Below are 20,749 nucleotides of genomic sequence, written 5' to 3'. Positions count from 1 at the left end.
CCTTGTCATTGCCGGGCTTGACCCGGCAATCCATCGTCCGCGCTAGCCGACAATTTCATCATATAAGTCTCGCCAGTCGGGATTGCCGGCAACGATCAGATCAATCTTCCACTCACGCGACCAGTGCTTGATGTTTTTCTCGCGCTGAAGCGCCGCGGCGATTGTCTCATGCGCCTCAAAGTAGACGAGGGTCTTGATGCCGTACCGCTTGGTAAAGCCTTCGGCCAGACCCTCGCGATGCTCATAAACTCGCCGGACCAGATTATTGGTCACGCCAACGTAGAGAGTTCCACCGGGCTTGCTCGCGAGGATGTATACCCAATAGTTCATCTCTTGTTCGATGGATGGCCGGGTCAAGCCCGGCCATGACGAGAGGAGAAGTCACACTCGCATCGGCATCAGCACGTAGAGCGCGCCCTTGCTGTCGCGGTCCTGCACCAGGGTCGGGGAGCCGGGATCGGCAAGCTTCAGCACCGCGACCTCGCCCTCGATCTGGGCAGCAATGTCGAGCAGATAGCGCGAGTTGAAACCGATATCGAGCGCGTCGGAGGCGTATTCGACCTCGAGCTCTTCGGTGGCGCTGCCGGAATCCGGGTTGGTGACCGAGAGCACCAGCTTGCCGGGGGACAATGCCAGCTTCACCGCGCGGCCGCGTTCGCTGGAAATGGTCGAGACGCGATCGACGGCGGCCTCGAAATCCTTCTTGTCGACCACCAGTTCCTTGTCGTTGTTCTGCGGAATGACGCGGCCATAGTCCGGGAAGGTGCCGTCGATCAGCTTCGAGGTCAGCACCACATTGCCGAGCGTGAAGCGGATCTTGCCATCCGACAGCTCGATCGAGATCTCGGCGTCGTCGCCCTCGATCAGCCGCTGCACCTCGCCGACCGTCTTGCGCGGGACGATCACGCCGGGCATGCCGGTCGCGCCCTTGGGCAGCGCGAGGTCGATCTGCGCCAGACGATGGCCGTCGGTCGCAACCCCGCGCAAGGTCGCAGCCTTGGCGCTGCCGGCGGCGTGCAGATAGATGCCGTTGAGGTAATAGCGGGTCTCTTCGGTCGAGATCGCAAACTGGGTGCGGTCGATCAGCCGCTTGATGTCGGAGGCCGGCAGCGAGAACGAATGCGTCATGTCGCCGGCGGCAAGGCCCGGGAAATCGCTTTCGGGCAGCGTCTGCAGCGTGAAGCGCGAGCGGCCGGCGCGCACCGCGAGCACCGAGCGGTCGCCGTCGGCCTCCAGCACGATCTGCGAGCCGTCGGGCAGCTTGCGGACGATGTCATAGAACATGTGCGCGGGCACCGTGGTCGAGCCGGCGGTTCCGGTCTCGGCGGCCAAGGTCTCCGTCACCTCGAGATCGAGGTCGGTTGCCTTCAGCGACAATTTGGCGCCCTCGGCGCGGATCAACACGTTGCCGAGGATCGGGATGGTGTTGCGGCGCTCGACCACGCGGTGAACGTGACCCAGCGATTTCAGGAGTTGCGCGCGCTCGACGGTGACCTTCATTGCAATACCCGCCAGATCCCTCAGATGGAAAAGCCGGGCGGCCGTTCAGGGCAGCACCGCGGCATTGGAAACCCGATAAGCCGGATCAATACCGGATTTGATCAAACCCACGGGGGGACCGCAAGGTGGCGCGGATGGGCGACCGGTGCAAGGGATACCGGCGCGAAACGGGCCCCGTTCCCCACGTTTTGGGCCGGAAAAAAGTTTAGCCCTCCCCTCTTGATAAAGGGGAGGGCTATGGAACGAGCCAGCCAAATGAGGCGGTCTTATTCCTGCAGCTGACGCTTCAGCGATTCGACTTCCTCTGACAGCGTCGTGTCCTTGGCGACCAGTGCCTCAATCTTGCGCACCGCGTGCAACACCGTGGTGTGGTCGCGGCCGCCGAAGCGCCGGCCGATCTCCGGCAGCGAACGCAGGGTCAGCGTCTTGGCCAGATACATCGCAACCTGGCGCGGACGCACCACGTTGGCGGTGCGGCGGGACGACAAGAGGTCGGAGCGGCTGACATTGTACTGCCGGGCGACCACGCGCTGGATGTCCTCGATCTTGATCCGCTTCGGCTCCTGCGGGCGGATCAGGTCGCGCACCTCGCGCTCGGCCATCTCCAGCGTCACCGGCTGGTTGTTGAGCTTGGAGTGCGCCAAGAGGCGGTTGATCGCGCCTTCGAGGTCGCGGCCGTTGTGAGTGATGGTGCGCGCCAGATAGTCCAGCACTTCCTCCGGCACGTCGAAGGTCGCATGGTGGGCGCGGGCCGCGGCGACGCGCGACTTCAGGATGCCAAGCCGCAGTTCCTCGCCGAGCGAACCCATCTCGACCACCAGGCCACCGGCGAGCCGCGAGCGCACGCGGTCGTCGAGGCTTTCGAGATCGGACGGCGGACGGTCGGCGGCGATCACGACCTGGCGGCCGGCGTCGATCAGCGCGTTCAGCGTGTGGCAGAACTCGGCCTGCGTCGACTTGCCTTGCAGGAACTGCAGATCGTCGATGACCAGCACGTCGATGCCGCGCAGCGCCTCCTTGAACGCCAGCGCCGTCTGCGTCTTCAGCGCCGCGACGAAGCCGTACATGAACTTCTCGGCGGTGAGATACAGCACCTTGCGCTCGCCGCCGGAATTGCCGGCCCAGGTCACGGCTTGCAGCAGGTGCGTCTTGCCGAGGCCGACGCCGGCATGGATGTAGAGCGGGTTGAACATCACGGGATCGCCGCGGCGACCCTCCGCGACCTGGCGCGCAGCCGCATGGGCCAGCGTGTTCGAACGGCCGACGACGAAGCTTGCAAAGGTCAGGCGCGGATCGAGCGGCGAGCCGCCAAGCGCGTCATGGCTGGCGGACACCGGCGCCGTCGCGAACGAGCGCAGTTCAGGCGCAGAACGGCCGTCATTGCGCTCGACACGGCGCACTTCGACCGGCGCAGCCGCTTCCTTTACTGGGGCCATCGCGCGGATCGCCGAGCGCACGGTGAGGTCGATGCGATGTACTTCGGGCATCTCGGCCTGCCAGCAGGACAGCACGCGTTCGGCGTAATGCGCCTGGATCCAGCTCTTGAGGAACCGGGTCGGAACCGACAGATGCACGCTCTCATCGTGCACGCTCTCGAGATCCATCCGCGCGAACCAGCTCGTGTAGACGTCCTCGCCAACGCTCGTCCGCAAACGTCCCTTTACCCGCGACCAGCGATCCTGTTCCGTGTTCGTCATTGCCTTCGTACTTTTCCAAAACTGAGAGATGATGATTGCGAAAGCGCCGTGCAGGGGTCCTGCCACGACGCGACCTCTAGCGGGCGCGGTCTGCTCCGGACAAAGCTCTCCCGTGTGGCGGCCATGCGCCACGCGACAGGTCAGCTGTTTGGAGAAGATGCGTCCCGCGAGGTCAGCGCGTACTCGACGGTCTCTGCGGGTAAGAGCCAGCGTCCGAGGGGTTGATTACGGCACCACAGGAAATTTGCACTTCGGCCGTCGTTGGTTCGACTGCAGTGATGATACCGTAAGGCATAAGTCCTCCCCCTCCCGCCGCGACGTATCGCGGCAAGTTGCCAGCTTGCTCGTGTCTTCAAAATCGAACTGCCGCTACCGAACACCGAGATGCCCGGCGCTTCGCCGCCGCGTGTCGTCGTCAACCCGTTCGCTCGCGCCGCGTTCCCGTTGCCAGATTCCGACTGACGCCCTGGTCTCTCTTGTTCGATCCCCCAAATTGTCGGGGACACCGCCGGAGATATTTTGACACAGGTCGACCGTCCTCATATCGCTATGAGCCGTCAATCTAGCTTCGCTTGGAAAGCGTCGCTAACGCGCACACCGCCGCCGATTTGCACGTCCGCCCTTGGGTCTCAAACCGCGCTGATCTGGAGATCCGTGAGCGTCGCGAACAAGAAATAAATACACCAAGCGCATTTTCTGACAATCCGTGGATTCGACGGGGATCGAGACTCTTCGCGACTGTTGCGGTGTTGCCGACGCTGAGTTGCGAAAGCAAGGTTTTGAATCAGCGCACAGATTCACGCGTGTCACAAACGACGGTGCAATACCAAAATTTTTTCATAGAAAATTTACATTTGGTCTCGCGCCGGTCATTTTTCCAATCGCTGTTCAGCGCTATGTGCATAAGTAATTCGCGAGACGTCATTTTTCGCGATTACTTTTGCAGGGTAACCCCGCTGCACAATTTTCAACGCGAGATATTCGCGCACTATTCCATCTATCCAGCTTAGCGCAGAACAATCTGTGCGCGAGTGCGGCGCATTAAGCATAATGAGCCGGTAGAACTACGGACGCGACGAAACATGACACGCAGTTCGTTGCGCGGCAACGCCGACTCTTCTCGCGCTATGAGACTTCCACGACAAAATGCGAGACCAAAACAAAAAGCCCGGCGCGAGCCGGGCTTCGTGACGAATGTGTTCTTCGGTCAGCTCACGCGGCGAGCTGTACTCGCTGAGCTTACTTGGCGAGCTTGGCGATGCTCTGCGTGAGGCGCGACACCTTACGGCTCGCATGGTTCTTGTGAATGATGTTGCGCTGCGCTGCCTTCATCAGTTCGGGCTCGGCGTGGCTCATCGCCTTGAGTGCCGCCTCGCGGTCGCCGCTCTTGATTGCTTCCTCGACGGTGCGCACCGCGCCACGCATCTGCGTGCGGCGCGACTTGTTGACGATGGTGCGGCGGGCAATCTTGCGGGTCGCCTTCTTGGCGGAGGTGGTGTTGGCCATGGTTCTCTAACTGTCCTTCGGCGGTGATCGCTCGGTGGTCGGGCTTGCGCGCACCGGCCGGTTCAAATCTCAACTCTGATGTATTTGTCCAAGGTGGTTTTCTCGGGTGTCCTTGAGGCGGCCATGCCAAGGCGCATAATGCTGCCCCCGCATGCGGCACTGTCCAAAGAACAGCGGCGGCAGGATTGCGCCCGCCGCCATCGGCCGGTCTTATAGATGGCGCAGGCGTAACCGTCAACGCTTTCGGGACCGAAAAAGGGCCCGAAATCGGCCTCGCAAGGGCCGGATAAGCCGCTGAAGAGGTTGAATTTCCGGGGGCGCCCGGTAAGGCCTGTCGACGCGTGGGGCGTGACAGGGAGTTAGGGTGACGCATGATCCGCGGCTTTTTCCGCCTGATCGGCCTTTTGCTGCTGGCCGGCAGTTTCATCTTCATGGTCTATGACGGGGCCCGCTACGTCGCCGACCAGAGCCTGCGCTTTACCCAATTCGGCCAGTTCTGGAATGATATCCATCAGTCGAGCCAGCAAGCGTTCCATGCCTGGGTGGATCGCTTCGCGCCCTGGCTCTGGAACGGCGTGATCCGCGTGCTTCTGGAGCAGCCGGTGTTCGCGGTGCTCGGCATTGCCGGCATCCTGCTGATGATCCTGTTCCGGCCGCGCAAGCCGCTGATCGGCTACGCACGCGACTGAGTTGGCTGCAACCCTGTTGGCCGCGGCCGTCAGTAACGGGGCTGCCATCATCCGCGTAAGGACATATATAGGTGAAAGCCGGCCCGCAGGCCGTTGCCGCGTCGGCCGATGTCCCGCCCGGAGGTATCCATGTTGTTCATGCGCAAGACCACCGCGTTGCCAAGCGCCGCCGAGGCGCTGCCAGGCCGCGCGACGCCGATCCCGACCGCGACCACGCATTTCGTCAATGGCAGCAAATTGACGCCGCCCTATCCGCAAGGCCTCGAGCAGGCCGTGTTCGGGCTCGGCTGCTTCTGGGGCGCGGAACGGAAGTTCTGGGAACTCGGCGACGGTATCTACACCACGGCGGTCGGCTATGCCGGCGGCCACACGCCGAACCCGACCTATGAAGAGGTGTGCTCGGGACGCACCGGCCACACCGAGGTCGTGCTGGTCGTGTTCGACCCGAAGAAGGTCTCCTACGAGAAGCTGCTGAAGACATTCTGGGAGAACCACAACCCGACGCAGGGCATGCGCCAGGGCAACGACATCGGCACGCAGTATCGTTCCGCGATCTACACGTTCAGCGACGCGCAGCACAAAGCCGCCGATGCGTCGCAGGCGATGTATCAGAAGGCGCTCGCCGCCAAGGGCCTCGGCGCGATTACGACGGAAGTGGCACCGGCCGGCGAGTTCTACTTCGCGGAGGACTACCATCAGCAATACCTCGCCAAGAATCCGGCGGGTTATTGCGGGCTTGGCGGCACCGGCGTGTCCTGCCCGATCGGCGTCGGCGTTACCGCCTGATCGCTGCTTCTGTTGAGTATGATCTCCGCGCAAACGCTTTCGCGTTTGTCGCGAGGGAAAACCGGTTCCCACTTTTCCGGATCATGCTCCAAATCGAGGGGGGAGGTCGGCTTTCCGGCTCCCCATTCGGTCCTCGAAAACCCTTTATTAACCATAAGCGGTGCAAGACTGGGCTTGTCTCGCCGTTGAGGGATAGGTCCGGTGCCGGTTGCACGCGCGTTACGATTGCCGATCACTGCCGTTGTGGCTGCGCTCGCGCTGTCTGGCTGCATGAGCACGTCGGGTCCGGTTGCTGTCGGCCCGCAAGGTGTCGATGCCGTCACCTATGGACCGGATTACGCATCCGGCCCGGTTGCCGATGCCGGCGGTGGTGGTGCGATCAGCGCGCTGCGTTCCGCCTTTGCCAGTACTTCTCCTGGTTATGGCTATGCCGCGCCGGGGACCGCCCCGGTGGTTTATGCCGCCGCACCGGGTGGGCCCGCCGGTTACGACAACTCCTATCATCTCGGCCCGGGCGACAAGCTCCGCGTCGTGGTGTACGGTCAGGAAGGCCTGACCAACTCCTATGCGATCGACGCCGCCGGCTCGATCACCATGCCGCTGATCGGCTCAGTGCCGGCGCGCGGCCGCACGCCGGCCGGGCTCGCCGGTGAAATCTCGGCACGGCTGCGCAACGGCTTCATCCGCGATCCTTCGGTGGCGGTCGAGATCGAGTCCTACCGGCCGTTCTTCATCCTCGGCGAGGTCCAGGCTCCCGGCCAGTATCCCTACGTGCCGAACATGACCGTCGAGAGCGCGGTCGCGATCGCCGGCGGCTTCTCGCCGCGCGCCAAGCGCGACCAGGTCACCCTCACCCATACCGATGCGTCCGGCTCCGGCCGCTTCGTGGTGCCGCTGGGCACGCCGATGAGCCCAGGCGATACGGTGTTCGTCGGCGAGCGCTGGTTTTGACGAAGGACAACCTCCTTCGTCATTCCGGGGGCGATGCGCAGCATCGAACCCGGAATCTCGAGATTCCCCACTACGCAATTGCGCACCTGCAGCCCGCGCTTTGCGCGCCCCGGAATGACGAGTTGGAGAAGGCGGCGCCCTATCTCTTCAAATGCTTTCCGAAAAATTCCATGCTGCGCGGCCAGGCGATGTCGGCGCTCGCCTTGTCGTAGCTTGCGCGCTCGTCGCAATGGAAGCCGTGCTGCGCGCCGGGATAGATGAAGACCTCCACCTCGGGCCGCTTCGACTTGATGGTCTCGACATCGCTCAAGGGAATGCCGGCATCCTTCTCGCCGAAATGCAGTTGCGTCGGCACGGTCGGCTTGTCGTCGGCGAAGCGGATCACGGCGCCGCCGTAATAGCCGATCGCGGCCGAGAGCCCGGTCAGCTTGGTGGCGGCCGCATAGGCGATGCTGCCACCGAGGCAGAAGCCGATGATGCCGACCGGCCCGACCGACCTCACCGCGTCGATCGCTGCCTGGCTGTCGCGCAGCATCGCGGCAAAGTCCGGATTGGCGACGAACTTGCGCGCTTCGGCCACCTCATCGGGGGAGTAGCCGCTCTGGAAGTTCGGCGTGATGCGGTCGAAGATCGACGGCGCAACCGCGACATAGCCTTCCTTCGCCAGCCGGTCGCAAACCGAGCGGATGTGGTGGTTGACGCCAAAGATCTCCTGGATCACCACGATCGCGCCCTTCGGCGCGCCAGCGGGATCGGCGCGATAGGCGCCGAGTTCAAATCCATCTGAAGCCTTCAGTTTGATGTCTTGTCCCATGGTCCATCCTTGTCATGTTGGGGGTTGCATGAAGCTCATCGATGAGGTTTAGCGCCACATCCAGTTCTCGCCCCAGTCAGCCTTCCAGCCAGTCAGCCGGTGCTTGCGAAATTGCAGGAAGAGGCGGTCATGGTGCGGAAACAGCCCGCTGCCGCCGAGGTCGCGGAAGGTCAGGAATATCTCGTTGCCAGGCCGTCCGCTGACATGGGTGAAGGGGGTGCCCAGCGCGCGCTGCGCGGCCGCGACATCCATGCCGAACACCAGCGGTGTGTTGTTCGACAGCGTCGCGGTGAAGGCCGATGCGGGTCCGCCGAACGGCGGAAGCTTCTCCGCGCTGGCGGCCGTGGCGGCCCCAGTCAGCAGCAGGGCGACGGCGATCGTCTTCATGGCCTGATCCTTCATTTGGCCTTTCACGCTGCGCCGGTTTCGAGGCGATCCAGGAACGGCAGCACGGCGGCGATGAAGGCCTGCGGCTGGTCGATGTTGACGGCATGGCCGGCGTTCGGAATCACCGCTTTCTGCGCACCCGGAATCTTCGCCGCCATGTAGTCGGACGCCGCCAGGAACGGCGTGTCGTCGGCCCCGACCACGACCAGCGACGGGACATTGATCCCGGGTAATGACTCGATCACCCGCGCATCGCGCTGCGCCAGCATGCCGCGCGCGGCGAGCGCCAGGCCCCTGGCGTTGCGATGCGTGACCGACGCGCGCTCGGCGCTCAGGGATTTCAGCACCTCGAGCCCTTCGCGGTCGAAGCGGTCGCCGGTGTCGCGGGCGCGCGTGTTCCAGACCTCGCGGGCGTCGTCCTTCTTGAATCCCGGGCCGGTGTCGATGATCAATAGCGCGCGCACCCGCTCCGGATGGGCGCGGTGGAAGGCGAGCGACATGTAGCCGCCGAGCGACAGGCCGCCGACGATCGCCTTGTCGGCGCCGGCAACATCGAGCAGGGCGGCGATGTCGCCGACCGTCGCCGCTTCACTGTAAGCATCCGGATTGTCGGGATAGTCGGACTGGCCGTGCCCGCGCATGTCCCAGAGAATGAGCTTGTGCCGCCTCGACAGCGCCTCGATCTGGCCGTGCCACATCGCCGACGTCGACGAATAGCCGTGGGTGAGGATCAGGGACGGGCCGCTGCCGTGAATCTCGTAGTAGATATCGACGCCGCTGCGGTTGAGCTTGGCCATTGACGGGCTCCTTCCTGTTGTCGATGTCAGGTCCGGCAGCGCTACCGACCTTGGTAGGAGTGATCGATACGGCATCAATACTGGCATTTCAAAAGCTTCATGCCGTTGCCGCATCGCACAACAGGTAGTTTCCGAAATTTATTCCTTTCGAGCAATTCCAAATTGGATTGCCTCCAGCCAGGAACCGGATCATTGTTTCGGCAACTGTCGCTTACCCGGTGGGCGCCAGCCATGACCCAACAGTGAGTTGCCGCCGTAAGCGGCTTCCTACACCGGAAGGGGAGAGAGATGCCAAATCTCAATATCAACGGACGGAATATGTCCGTCGAGGCGGCCAATGACACGCCGCTGCTTTGGGTCATCCGCGAGCAATTGCAGATGACGGGCACCAAATTCGGTTGCGGCGCCGGTCTCTGTGGCGCCTGCACGGTTCACGTCAATGGCGAAGCGGTGCGGTCCTGCCAGACCTCGCTCGCCGACGCCGTCGGCAAGAAGATCACCACCATCGAAGGCCTCTCCGCCAAGGGCGAGCATCCCTTGCAGAAGGCCTGGGTCGCCGAGCAGGTGCCGCAATGCGGCTACTGCCAGTCCGGCCAGATCATGCAGGCGGCAGCGCTGCTGTCGAAGAACACCAATCCGACGAAGGAAGAAGTGGTCGCGCATATGGACGGCAACCTCTGCCGTTGCATGACCTATTCACGAATCCAGAAGGCGATCATGCGCGCTGCGTCCGACATGCGCACCGCATCGGCCACCGGATCCGAGCGGAGGGCCACATGAACAAGCACGTGAAAAACCTCGCTCCCGAGACGACCGATCTCAGCCGCCGATCCTTCCTGGTCGGCACCGCTGCGACCGGCCTCGTGCTCGGCTACGCCGCGTCCGGCATCGATGAGGCGCTCGCGGCGCCCGCACCCGCCAACTTCGAGCCGAGCGTCTGGTATTCGATCGCGCCCGATGGTCTCGTCACCGTGACCTGCGGCAAGGCCGACATGGGCCAGCACGTCGCCTCGACGATGGCGCAGATCGTGGCCGAAGAGCTCGGCGCGAACTGGAAGGACATGCGGGTCCAGCTCGCCTCCAACGATCCGAAGTTCAACGATCCCGTGCTGGGCGCGCAGATCACCGGCGGCAGCTGGTCGACGATGATGAACTTCGACGCCATGAGCCGCGCCGGCGCCGCCGGTCGCATCGCATTGACCGAGGCGGCGGCGGCCTCGATGGGCGTGCCGGCCAGCGAGCTGGTGGTGCGCGCGTCGACGATCAGCCATCCGAAGTCGAAGAAGTCGATGTCGTTTGCCGAAGTGGTGAAGAGCGGCAAGGCGACCAAGACCTTCACGGCGGATGACCTGAAGGCGATCAAGCTGAAGTCTGCCGATCAGTACACCATGATCGGCGTCTCGGTGCCGCAGCTCGACATTCCGTTGAAGGTCAACGGCACCGCCAAGTACGGCATCGACGTGATGCTGCCGGGCATGGTCTACGGCGCGCTGGTCACCCCGCCGATCCGCTACGGCGCCACCGTGAAGTCGGTGGACGATAGCGCGGCCAAGAAGGTGCCGGGCTTCATCAAGGCCGTCACCCTGGACGACAAGACCACAACCACGACCGGCTGGGTCGTCGCGGTTGCCAACACCTATGCGCAGGCGAAGAAGGCGGCCGAAGCGCTGAAGATCAGCTATGATGGCGGCCCGAACGCCAAACTGTCGAGCGAATCGCTGTTCGCCGAGGCCAAGCGACTGCAGGGACTCAGCGATTCCGGTGAGTTCTTCGTCAAGGACGGCGATCCGAATGCAGCCTTCGGCACGGCGGCCAAGGTGTTGGAGGCGGAATACACCACCAACATCAATATCCACGCGCCGATGGAGCCGATGAACGCCACCGCGGAGTTCAAGGGCGACATCCTGCACATCTATTCCGGCAACCAGTTCGCGACGCGCTCCGGCGCGATCGCAGCCGGCGCCGCCGGGATCGATCCGAAGTTCGTGGTGATGCACCAGATGTGGCTGGGCGGCGGCTTCGGCCGGCGTCTCGACGCCGACATGATGGTGCCCGCGGTGCAGGCGGCCAAGGCCGTCGGCAAGCCGGTCAAGGTCATCTACACGCGCGAGAACGACATGACGATGGATTTCTCGCGTCCGCTGACCTACCAGAAAGTAAAGGCTGGCGTGGACGGCGACGGCAAGCTCGTCGCATTGAGCCACGATGTCGTCTCTGCCTGGCCGACCCAGCGTTGGGGCATCCCCGACTTCCTGTCGCCCTCGGTCGACAAGAAGGGACCGCTCGATGCTTTCACGGTGAACGGTTCGGACTTCTTCTACACTGTCCCCAACCACTATGTGCGGGCGATCAAGAACGAGATGGCGCACAACGCCACCCCGTCCGGTCAGCTCCGTTCGGTGGCGCCGGGCTGGACGTTCTGGGCGGTCGAAAGCATGGTCGACGAGATCGCGCATGCGACCGGCAAGGATCCGGCCCTGCTTCGCGTCGAGCTGCTCGACGGCAAGGGCAAGAACGACGGCGGCGCACAGCGTCTCCGTAACACCTTGCTCGCGGCGATGGGTCTCGCCGGCTACGGCACCAAGAAGCTGCCCAAGGGCGAAGGCATGGGCGTTGCCTGTGTGTCGTCGCAGGAGCGCGCCACGGCGAGCTGGACCGCTTGCGTCGCCCACGTCGCAGTCGCCCCCTCGGGCGAGGTGACGGTGAAGAAGCTGACGGTTGCGACCGACGTTGGTACGCAGGTGAATCCCGACGGCATCCGGGCCCAGGTCGAGGGCGCGGCGCTGTGGGGCATGTCACTGGCGCTGTTCGAGAAGGCGACGTTGAAGGACGGCGGCATCGAGCAGACCAATTTCGACACCTACACGCCGCTTCGGATGAGCCAGCTGCCGGAAGTCGCGGTCAACGTCATCGCCAATGGCGAGAAGGCGACCGGCGTCGGCGAGCCTGCGGTGACGGTGGTGGCGCCGGCGATCGGCAACGCTGTCTTCAACGCGGTCGGCGCCCGCGTCCGCGGCCTGCCGATCACCGCGGAGGCCGTCAAGGCTGCGATGAAGGCATAACGGCCTGAACCAAGAAGACGCCGGAGAGCACAAGCTCTCCGGCGTTTTTCTTTGCGCCGGGTGTCGGTCGGCTGGTGACGGCATCACCATCTTTGACGCCGCAAGAATTCATGATTTGCCAGCGCTGCCTCCGGCGGCGTCGGATTTCGGCCGGCCTGATTTTGCTGGCGGATTTGACGGTCCCTCAAATTGTATCCATTGCGCTTAACCGTCGTTCAGCATCCCCATTAAGCCGGAGGGAACGCATCGTCAGGTAGCGTCCACCGTCGGTCGTTACCGCGACGGGGATTCCATGACTGCCTTGGCCAACAACCAGACTTCGAAGCGCCGCCTCTTGCTGGCCTCAGATCGAACCGATCAGAGCAACGAACTCGCCAGCATCCTGCGCTCGGTGGGCGAGGTCGATACCGTTCCGACTTCGGACATTCCCGAGCACCCGGCCCGCGATCTCTCCGGCATCGTGGTCGACATCAATCTGCGCTCGCCCGAAGCCGTGCAAATGGTCCGCGCCAAGCTGCAGACCGACGCTTATCGCGAGATGCCGCGGCTGTTCGTGCTGGCGGATGCGCTGCATCACGCCTCGATGCAGGCCTGGGCGCTCGGCGCCACCGACACGATCTCGCGGCCGTTCGACGCGCGCGGCATCCTGCAGCGCATCCGCGCCGCGTTTCCCGATAACAGCGGCTATGACGAGACCGACCGCGGCAAGGCGCTCAACCGCGGCGTCGAGGCCGCGCACGGCGTGATGGTCAAGATGTTCGAGCGGATGCGCGCCGGCGAGCCGCTGAAGTTCGAGGACATCGTCGCCGCCGAAAACAAGATCCTGAAGGCGATCAAGCACAACTCGCTGCGTGAATGGCTGACCACGGTCGGCTGCCATCACCAGGAGACCTACCGCCACTGTCTGTTCGTGACCGGCTTTGCGGTCGCGTTCGCGCAGCATCTCGGTATGCGCGACGACGACCAGCGCCGGCTCGCCCGCGCTGCGCTGCTGCACGATGTCGGCAAGGCCTTCGTTCCGGTCGCGCTGCTCGACAAGCCCGGCGCATTCACGGTCGAGGAAATGGCCGAGATGCGCGAACATCCGCGCCGCGGCTACGAGGCGCTGTCGGCGCAGGGCGGCTTCCCGCCGGAAATGCTCGACGTGATCCTGCATCATCACGAATTCCTCGACGGCACCGGCTATCCGAACGGCCTCAGCGGCAACCAGATCAGCGACATCGTCCGCGTCACCACGATTGTCGATGTCTATGCCGCTTTGGTCGAGAAGCGCGCCTACCGGCTGCAATTCACCCACGCCAAGGCTTTCTCCATGATGGAGGAGATGGGCGGCAAGCTCGACCAGCAGTTGCTGCAGGCGTTCCGCCCGGTGGCGTTCGGGCATTATTGAACCCGCCGTCATTGCTCCGCCACGCCGCGCAATAGCGTGTGCGGCGCGGCGTCTAGCCAATCAACGCAAGTCGTCCTCCTTACCTCCGCCTAGATTTCGGCGATCATCGGCGCGACCGGTGCTTGGGCAGGTGAGGACGATCATGGACACGACAACGACCGGGGATCTCGACATCCCCGCCAACATCGCGGAAACCCTCGTCGATCCCGTCGCCTATGCCGACGACCGCATCCACGACAGCTATCGCTGGCTGCGCGCCAACAACCCGCTCGGCATCGCGCGGCCCGACCGCTTCGACCCGTTCTGGGTGGTGACCAAGCACGCCCATATCCAGGCGATCAGCCGGCAGAACGAGCTGTTCCACAATGCCGACCGCCCGACCACGCTGACGACGCAGGCGCTCGAGGAGCGGGTGCGCAAGATCACCGGCGGGCCCAATCTGGTGCGCTCTCTGGTGCAGATGGACGCGCCCGACCATCCGAAATACCGCGCGCTGACGCAGGGCTGGTTCATGCCGGCCAATCTCGGCAAGTTCGAGGGCCGCGTCCGCGAGATCGCGCGTGCCACAGTGCAGCGCATGCTCGACCGCGGCGGCGCCTGCGATTTCGTCGAGGACGTCGCGCTCGGCTATCCCCTGCACGTCATCATGGAGATCCTCGGCGTGCCCGAAGCGGACGAGCCGCGCATGCTCAAGCTGACGCAGGAGCTGTTCGGCCCCCAAGATCCCGACACCGCGCGCGTCCGTGAGGCGTTGAGCGCGGAACAGGTCTCGGCGATGTTGCAGGCGATCGTCGCCGACTTCTCCGCGTACTTCCGCAAGATCACCGAGGATCGCCGCCGGAACCCGCGCGACGATCTCGCCACGGTCATCGCCAACGCAAAGATCGGCAGCGACTACATGCCCGAGCACGATCAGACCAGCTATTACATGATCGTCGCGACCGCGGGCCACGACACCACCTCATCCTCCACCGCGGGCGCGATCTGGGCGCTGGCCAGGGACCCCGCGGAATTCGCCAAGGTGAAGGCCAACCCGGAATTGATCCCGGGCCTGGTTGACGAGGCGATCCGCTGGATGACGCCGGTCAAGCATTTCATGCGCTCGGCCACCGCGGATACCGAGCTCGGCGGCCGCAGAATCGCGAAAGGCGACTGGCTGATGCTGTGCTACGCCTCGGGCAATCGCGACGAGGACGTGTTCGAGGATCCCGATCGCTTCCGCAGCGACCGCAAGCCCAATCGCCACGTCGCGTTCGGCTATGGCGCGCATCTCTGCCTCGGCCAGTATCTGGCCAAGCTCGAGATGCGCATCTTGTTCGAGGAGCTGCTGCCGCACCTGAAATCACTCAGCCTCGCCGGCGAGGTGAAGATGACGCAGGCCTATTTTGTCAGTGGCCCGAAGAAGCTGCCGATCCGGTTTGAGGTGAATTGAGCGTCATTGCGAGGAGCGAAGCGACGAAGCAATCCATTGTCCCGCATGCGCTGAACCATGGATTGCTTCGCTTCGCTCGCAATGACGATAAGGGTCTATTCCAGCATCTTCCGCAGCTCCGCCTTCGCAACCTTCTCCAGCGTCGAACGCGGCATCTCGTCGACGAAGCGGATTTCCCGCGGCACCTTGAAGTCGGCGAGCGCAGAGCGGCAGGCAGTCATGACCTTGTCGTGCAGGTCGGCGGGCAGCGCCGCGACGCCGGTTTGCGGGATGATGAAGACGACCGGCACCTCGTCCAGCATCGGATGCTTCTTCGCCACGACGGCGGCCTCGCGCACGCCCGGCACCACCGCGATCACCTGCTCGATCTCGGAGGCCGCGACATTCTCGCCGCCGACCTTGAGCATGTCCTTGGAGCGATCGCCAAACCTGACATAGCCGCGTTCCAGCATCGTGACGCGGTCGCCGGTGATGAAGTAGCCGTGTTCGTCAAAGCTCTCGCGCGTCGCCTTCTCGTTATACAGATATTCGGCGAACAGCGACAGGCCGGGGATGCCCTTGATCAGGAGATTGCCGGTCTCGCCGACGCCGGTCGGCGTACCATCATCGTTGGTGATGCGGATTTCGTATTCGGGCGCGGCGCGGCCGATCGACATCGGCGGGTTCGGCTGGTCGACCTCGCCGATGATGCCGTGGGTGATGGTTTCGGTCATGCCCCACCAGCCGATGATCTTGATGCCGAACACGGCGAATGCCGGCGGCTCGTTCACGGCCGTGCCCCAGAGCCTGAACGTGTGGTTCTTCGGAACCTCGTGCTCCAGCAGCGCCTTCATGCAGAACGGGATCGTCGAGGTCCAGGTCGAGCCGTGCTCGAGCGCCACCGGCCAGAAGCGGCTCGCCGAGAAGCGCGGCTGGATCACGCAGGTCGCGCCCACCCACAGGCTTGCCAGCATCGAATAGGCCAGCGCGTTGGTGTGGAACAGCGGCAGATAGGTCTGGTGCACATCAAAGGCGTGCAGATCCTGATGCGCGGCGTTGATCTTGGCGCCCCATAGCGCGTTGGCATGCGTCCAGAGCACCGCCTTCGGCCGCGACGTGGTCCCCGAGGTGTATTGCACGCTGCACGGTGCGAGCGGATCGATCGGGCGCTTCGGCCGGTCGGCGCTGTCGGCGAACAGCGCGTCAAAGCTGTCGCCGCGCGCGGGCGCCTGTGCCGGCGGCTGGCCCGCATCGTGCGAGGTCACCGCGATCCAGCGCAGCCCCTTGCAGTTGGCCGATAGCAGTTCGGCATAGGCCGGCTGGGTGATCGCGGCGACCGCGCCGCAATGGCCGACAAAGTAGTCGATCTCGGCCGCAGCCGAGCGGGTGTTGGTGGTGACGGCAATGGCGCCAAGCTCGACACAGGCGAACCACGACATGATCGCCTCGACGCAGTTGTCGAGATGGATCAGGACATAGTCGCCCTGCTTGATGCCGCGCTTGGCGAGGCCCGCCGCGAGCGCGCCGACGCGCTCATGGAATTCGCCGTAGCTCCAGCGCCGCGCCGGCGCATCGAACGGCGCCCAGATCAGGAACGGATGATCGCGGCGCACCTCGGCGCGCATCCTGAGCAGCCATGGCACGTCGAGCCCCGCAAACGGTCCGACGATGCCCGGCACTGGCTGTGAAGTCGTCATATGTCCTCCCGCGCAGCCTTGCCGGCCGCCATTGATCTTGGTTGGGACCAGTTCTGCCATCGGCGTGCGCCGAGAGCAAATCGGCATTTGCAAAGTCATCTTGCGCTGGCGCGACGAAGCAATTCCGTTCCGCCGCACGGAACGGATGGATCTATTCGCGCGGCCTGTCGTCGGGCGCGCATTCGCGCGAACAGTTGGCTCGCAATGACGAACGATGGCTAGCCTGGATCCCTCTCATACGACGAGATCTCGATCAGGCTGCCATCGGGGTCGCGGCAATAGACCGAGCGCAGCGTGCCGCGCGCGCCCTGCTTGGCCACCGGGCCTTCCTCGATCTTGACGCCATGGGCCTTCAGATGCGCGACAACCGCCTCAGGCGTGCTCGAGGTGAGAAAGCAGAGATCGTCGCTGCCGGCCGCTTCATGATCGGCGGTGAACCACTCCACCTTGTCGGCGTCGCGCGGCCGCACATTGATCTTCTGGTTGCCGAACACCAGCGAGGTGCGCGGTGTCTTGCCCTGGCCGGGGTCGAACACCTTCACCTCCATGCCGAGGATCCTGCTGTACCAGGCAACCGAGCGCACCACATCGGTGACGTTGATCACGAGATGGTCGAGCCCATTCACCTTGACGGACATGATCGATCCTCTTCGGTCCAGAGTCTTAGACAAGAATTCAACGCTTCGGCCTGATGCAGGGCCGAGGCTTAGCCTTTCGTCGCGGTCGGTGTCGCACGTGTCGCACTGGCCGCTTCAGACATTGTTTGTTAAAACCGCGCCGCACGCAACGCAACAGAAACGGGCAGGGGTCAAACCCTGCGGGATTGGGAGAGACTTCATGATTTCACGCCGCGCCGCGCTGGGCCTGATCGGGTCGGGGATTTCGACATTCGCGATCGGCCGCGCTTCGGCTGCTGACTATCCGGCGCGACCGGTGCGCTGGATTGTTGGCTATCCGCCGGGCGGCGCCACCGACATCATCGCGCGCCTGATCGGGCAGCGGCTGTCGGAGAAGCTCGGCCAGCAGTTCGTGATCGAGAACAAGCCGGGCGCCGGCAACAATATCGGCACCGAAGCTGCGATCAACGCCGAGCCGGACGGCTACACCGTGCTGCTGGTCAATCCCGCGAACTACATCAACGCCTCGCTCTACGCCAATTTGAAGTTCAATTTCGTGCGCGATGTCGCGCCGGTTGCTTCCTTCAACCGCGTGCCGAACGTGATGACCGTCAACAAGGACGTGCCGGCGAAGAACGTCGCCGAGTTCATCGAGTATGTGAAGGCCAGTCCCGGCAAGGTGAACATGGCCTCTTCCGGCAACGGCACCTCGGTGCACCTCTCCGGCGAGATGTTCATGTCGATGACCGGCTGCAAGATGCAGCACGTGCCGTATCGCGGCGCCGCGCCTGCGATCACCGACATGCTCGGTGGCCAGGTGCAGGTGATCTTCGACAACATGCCTTCGATCATCCAGCACATCCGCTCCGGTTCGCTGCGCGCGCTCGGCGTGACCACGACGGAGCGCTCCTCGCAATTGCCGGACGTGCCGGCGATCGCCGAGACCGTGAAGGGCTATGAAGCAAGCGCGCTGTTCGGCATGGGTGCGCCGAAGAACACGCCGAAGGAGCTGACCGCCAAGCTCAACACCGAGATCAACGCCGTTCTCGCCGAACCCGACATGAGGAAGCGCCTGGTCGAGCTCGGCGGCGACTCGCTGATCCAGACGCCGGAGGCCTTCGGCAACGACATCAAGGCCGAGACCGACAAGTGGAAGAAGGTGGTCGAGTTCGCCGGCCTCAAGGTCGAGTAGTCTTCGGGCTGCAAATGCGGGACAGGTCCGGCCGCAAGGGGCGGACTTGTCTTGCGGCCGGGCTCCAAGACCGGGACTCTAAGAATTGACCGGCCCTGACGCCGAATAAGATGGCGTTCAGGAACTTGACCCGATATGTCGCGGTTGATTGATTGCGGCATCTTGAGAGTCGGAACGGGTGGGATCATGCGCACATCGCGATTGGCAGTGCTTGTGTTGGGAACGATGACGCTTGCCGGTGCGGCGAGCATCGATCGCGCGTCCGCTGATCCCTATGATTACCCCTGGTGCGCACAGGGCCCGAGCCTCGGCTATCCCGGCGAATGCGCCTACCAGACCTACGATCAGTGCCTTGCGAGCGTGTCCGGACGCTTTCTTGCTTGCGGAGAAAATCCGCGCGTCCTGTTTCGCGAGCAGCTCCAGCCCGAGCAGCCTCGGCCGCACCGTCATCGGCATCGGCACCATCGGCAGTAGCCGCCGGCTGGGAGGGCGCTTCTGCTCTCCGCCCGCGATCGTCCCAACCATCCGGCGTCGTGGTGTCCCGGCATTGACGTGATCGTGAAGCCGGGCGCTTGACGTCCTGCCGATTACGCCTATACTAAACCGTATGGTTAAGTATCAAGACGAGACGCTGGACCGGACCTTTGCTGCGCTTTCCGATCCCACCCGCCGCGCGCTTCTGGCGCGGCTCGGCGAGCGGGAAAGCCTGTCGGTGAGCGAGCTGGCGCAGCCATTCGCGATGTCGTTGCCGGCGATCATGAAGCATCTCGACGTGCTCACGGATGCCGGCCTGGTCGCCCGCGAAAAGACCGGCCGCACGGTGGCGTGCCGGCTCACCGCGAGGCCGATGGAGCAGGCGATGAACTGGCTCAATCGCTATGCGCAATTCTGGTCCGACAATCTCGACCGCCTTGCCGCTTTTGTGGAGGAAGACCCATGGCAGTTAAATCCGCAGTCGCAGCCGACGCCGGCCTTGCCGCGCGTCCAAGCCTCACCCTCACGCGGCGCCTCCGCGCCCGGCCGGAAAAAGTCTACGCCGCGTGGACCGAGCCGGAAAACCTAGTGCAGTGGTTCGGCCCGGGCCAAGTCAAGCCCGGCACGACGCAGGCCGAGCTTGATGTCCGTGTCGGCGGCCGCTACCGGATCAAGTTCACCGGCACCAACGGCGAATATCACGAGGTCGGCGGCGTCTATCGCGAGGTGGTGCCGAACGAGAGACTGGTGTTCAGCTGGGCCTGGCATTCGACGCCGGAACGCGAATCCGAGGTGACCGTGTCGATCAAGCCCGATGCCGGCGGCACATTGCTCACCTTCCATCACGCGCAGTTCGTCGACGAGACCGCGCGCGACAACCACCAGCGCGGCTGGACCGAATTCCTCGGCAATCTGGCACAGTATGTCGACGCCTGAACCGCAAAGGAGCATCTCATGCAACAGCACAAGATCGTCTCGCGCGAAGAATGGATCGCAGCCCGCAAGGCATTGATGGCCGGCGAGAAGGAGCTCACTCAGGCCCGCGAGGCGCTGAGCCGGCAGCGCCGTGAACTGCCCTGGGTGAAGGTCGACAAGGACTATGTGTTCGACGGGCCTGACGGCAAGGTGACGCTCGGCGATCTCTTCAAGGGCAGGCCGCAGCTTGTGGTGCAGCACGTGATGTTTGCGCCGGAGTGGGATGCAGCCTGCAAGAGCTGCTCGTTCTGGGTCGACGGCTTCGAGCGCATGGTTCCGCATCTCGCCGCGCGCGACACCACGATGGTCGCGGTCTCGCGGGCGCCGCTGGCCAAGCTCGAGGCCTTCAAGCAGCGGATGGGTTGGACCTTCGACTGGGTGTCGTCGGGCACCAATGACTTCAATTACGATTACGGTGTGTCGTTCACCCAAGGGCAGATCGATGCGGGGGACGCGAAATACAATTACGGAACCACCCCGCTCTATGGTCCCGAGCTGCCTGGCATCAGCGTGTTCTTCCGCGACGACAAGGGGATCGTGTTCCACACTTACTCGACCTTCGCGCGCGGCCTCGACATGATGAATGCGGCCTATCACTATCTCGATCTGACGCCGCTCGGCCGTCACGAGGAGGGATTGCCCTATCCGATGGATTGGGTGCGGCTACGTGACCAGTACCAACCGGCGCCGGTTCAGGCATCCTGTTGTCACTCCTGATCGTCATTGCGAGCGAAGCGAAGCAATCCATCGCGCCGCAAGCGTCGAGATGGATTGCTTCGTCGCTTTGCTCCTCGCAATGACGGC

At 63.8% G+C, this 20,749-nt stretch carries 20 protein-coding genes and 1 pseudogene; 12 read left to right on the top strand and 9 right to left on the bottom strand.

Features of this window, described 5'->3' with window-relative positions; genetic code table 11:
• Positions 1–42 precede the first annotated feature (42 nt).
• From HU230_RS32075 to rpsT, 4 genes are all read right to left on the bottom strand, one after another.
• Positions 43–330 (bottom strand): GIY-YIG nuclease family protein, encoded by a 288-nt coding sequence (locus HU230_RS32075; protein ID WP_176534717.1) that lies wholly within the window; start codon positions 328–330, stop codon positions 43–45.
• Between the two features lie 51 nt (positions 331–381).
• Positions 382–1,500, bottom strand: coding sequence for a DNA polymerase III subunit beta (dnaN, locus tag HU230_RS32070; RefSeq protein WP_176534718.1), 1,119 nt, complete (start codon positions 1,498–1,500; stop codon positions 382–384).
• 266 nt (positions 1,501–1,766) lie between these two features.
• On the bottom strand, positions 1,767–3,197 hold the full coding sequence (dnaA, locus tag HU230_RS32065) for a chromosomal replication initiator protein DnaA (RefSeq protein WP_176534719.1): 1,431 nt from the start codon (positions 3,195–3,197) through the stop codon (positions 1,767–1,769).
• Positions 3,198–4,436: 1,239 nt separating this feature from the next.
• Positions 4,437–4,703, bottom strand: coding sequence for a 30S ribosomal protein S20 (gene rpsT / locus HU230_RS32060; RefSeq protein ID WP_173639982.1), 267 nt, complete (start codon positions 4,701–4,703; stop codon positions 4,437–4,439).
• Between the two features lie 371 nt (positions 4,704–5,074).
• Between rpsT and HU230_RS32055 the strand changes: the two genes are divergently transcribed.
• The 3 genes from HU230_RS32055 to HU230_RS32045 all read left to right on the top strand — a co-directional run bounded on the left by HU230_RS32055 (position 5,075) and on the right by HU230_RS32045 (position 7,129).
• Positions 5,075–5,392, top strand: coding sequence for a hypothetical protein (locus tag HU230_RS32055; protein WP_092120555.1), 318 nt, complete (start codon positions 5,075–5,077; stop codon positions 5,390–5,392).
• A 129-nt stretch (positions 5,393–5,521) separates the two neighbouring features.
• Positions 5,522–6,178, top strand: coding sequence for a peptide-methionine (S)-S-oxide reductase MsrA (gene msrA / locus HU230_RS32050; RefSeq protein WP_176534720.1), 657 nt, complete (start codon positions 5,522–5,524; stop codon positions 6,176–6,178).
• A 201-nt stretch (positions 6,179–6,379) separates the two neighbouring features.
• Positions 6,380–7,129 (top strand): polysaccharide biosynthesis/export family protein, encoded by a 750-nt coding sequence (locus HU230_RS32045; protein WP_176534721.1) that lies wholly within the window; start codon positions 6,380–6,382, stop codon positions 7,127–7,129.
• A gap of 139 nt (positions 7,130–7,268) precedes the next feature.
• On the opposite strand, the gene HU230_RS32040 is transcribed toward HU230_RS32045, so the two are convergent.
• The 3 genes from HU230_RS32040 to HU230_RS32030 are packed head-to-tail and all read right to left on the bottom strand — an operon-like array spanning position 7,269 to position 9,127.
• The gene (locus tag HU230_RS32040) at positions 7,269–7,943 is read right to left on the bottom strand and encodes a dienelactone hydrolase family protein (RefSeq protein WP_176534722.1); all 675 of its coding nucleotides are present in this window, start codon (positions 7,941–7,943) and stop codon (positions 7,269–7,271) included.
• A 48-nt stretch (positions 7,944–7,991) separates the two neighbouring features.
• Complete coding sequence (locus tag HU230_RS32035) at positions 7,992–8,330, bottom strand: hypothetical protein (RefSeq protein ID WP_176534723.1); 339 nt, start codon at positions 8,328–8,330, stop codon at positions 7,992–7,994.
• A gap of 23 nt (positions 8,331–8,353) precedes the next feature.
• Positions 8,354–9,127: an alpha/beta fold hydrolase gene (locus tag HU230_RS32030; protein ID WP_176534724.1), complete on the bottom strand. Its 774-nt coding sequence runs from the start codon at positions 9,125–9,127 to the stop codon at positions 8,354–8,356.
• Positions 9,128–9,415: 288 nt separating this feature from the next.
• On the opposite strand from HU230_RS32030, the gene HU230_RS32025 reads away from it, so the two are divergent.
• The 4 genes from HU230_RS32025 (at position 9,416) to HU230_RS32010 (ending at position 15,011) form a co-directional block, all read left to right on the top strand.
• Positions 9,416–9,907, top strand: coding sequence for a (2Fe-2S)-binding protein (locus tag HU230_RS32025; RefSeq protein ID WP_176534725.1), 492 nt, complete (start codon positions 9,416–9,418; stop codon positions 9,905–9,907).
• Positions 9,904–12,189 carry a xanthine dehydrogenase family protein molybdopterin-binding subunit gene (locus tag HU230_RS32020; RefSeq protein WP_176534726.1) on the top strand — a complete coding sequence of 762 codons (2,286 nt, stop codon included), beginning with the start codon at positions 9,904–9,906 and terminating at the stop codon, positions 12,187–12,189. The genes HU230_RS32025 and HU230_RS32020 overlap by 4 nt, the downstream gene beginning before the upstream one ends.
• A gap of 292 nt (positions 12,190–12,481) precedes the next feature.
• Complete coding sequence (locus tag HU230_RS32015; RefSeq protein WP_176534727.1) at positions 12,482–13,579, top strand: HD-GYP domain-containing protein; 1,098 nt, start codon at positions 12,482–12,484, stop codon at positions 13,577–13,579.
• A gap of 142 nt (positions 13,580–13,721) precedes the next feature.
• A complete protein-coding gene (locus tag HU230_RS32010) occupies positions 13,722–15,011 on the top strand; it encodes a cytochrome P450 (RefSeq protein ID WP_176534728.1) in 1,290 nt (429 codons plus the stop codon).
• Between the two features lie 95 nt (positions 15,012–15,106).
• Here HU230_RS32010 and HU230_RS32005 read toward each other — a convergent pair whose 3' ends face one another.
• The gene (locus HU230_RS32005; protein ID WP_176534729.1) at positions 15,107–16,687 is read right to left on the bottom strand and encodes an AMP-binding protein; all 1,581 of its coding nucleotides are present in this window, start codon (positions 16,685–16,687) and stop codon (positions 15,107–15,109) included.
• A 218-nt stretch (positions 16,688–16,905) separates the two neighbouring features.
• Complete coding sequence (locus HU230_RS32000; protein WP_176534730.1) at positions 16,906–17,325, bottom strand: VOC family protein; 420 nt, start codon at positions 17,323–17,325, stop codon at positions 16,906–16,908.
• A 199-nt stretch (positions 17,326–17,524) separates the two neighbouring features.
• Here HU230_RS32000 and HU230_RS31995 point away from each other — a divergent pair, with 199 nt between their 5' ends.
• The 5 genes and pseudogenes from HU230_RS31995 to HU230_RS31975 all read left to right on the top strand — a co-directional run bounded on the left by HU230_RS31995 (position 17,525) and on the right by HU230_RS31975 (position 20,662).
• The gene (locus HU230_RS31995) at positions 17,525–18,496 is read left to right on the top strand and encodes a Bug family tripartite tricarboxylate transporter substrate binding protein (protein ID WP_176534731.1); all 972 of its coding nucleotides are present in this window, start codon (positions 17,525–17,527) and stop codon (positions 18,494–18,496) included.
• A gap of 135 nt (positions 18,497–18,631) precedes the next feature.
• Positions 18,632–18,970, top strand: a complete 339-nt coding sequence (locus HU230_RS31990; protein WP_420840814.1) for a DUF3551 domain-containing protein — start codon at positions 18,632–18,634, stop codon at positions 18,968–18,970.
• Between the two features lie 133 nt (positions 18,971–19,103).
• Positions 19,104–19,559: an ArsR/SmtB family transcription factor gene (locus HU230_RS31985; protein WP_176534733.1), complete on the top strand. Its 456-nt coding sequence runs from the start codon at positions 19,104–19,106 to the stop codon at positions 19,557–19,559.
• A pseudogene (locus HU230_RS31980) lies at positions 19,544–19,906 on the top strand (SRPBCC family protein); the annotation flags it as partial. The gene HU230_RS31985 and the pseudogene HU230_RS31980, both read left to right, overlap by 16 nt.
• A gap of 18 nt (positions 19,907–19,924) precedes the next feature.
• Positions 19,925–20,662, top strand: a complete 738-nt coding sequence (locus tag HU230_RS31975) for a DUF899 domain-containing protein (protein WP_176534734.1) — start codon at positions 19,925–19,927, stop codon at positions 20,660–20,662.
• Positions 20,663–20,749: the final 87 nt, after the last annotated feature.

The sequence above is a fragment of the Bradyrhizobium quebecense genome (assembly GCF_013373795.3).
Taxonomy (GTDB): Bacteria; Pseudomonadota; Alphaproteobacteria; order Rhizobiales; family Xanthobacteraceae; genus Bradyrhizobium; species Bradyrhizobium quebecense.
Note: the sequence above shows the minus strand (reverse complement) of the source record. Positions and strands in the feature narration are given on the sequence as shown.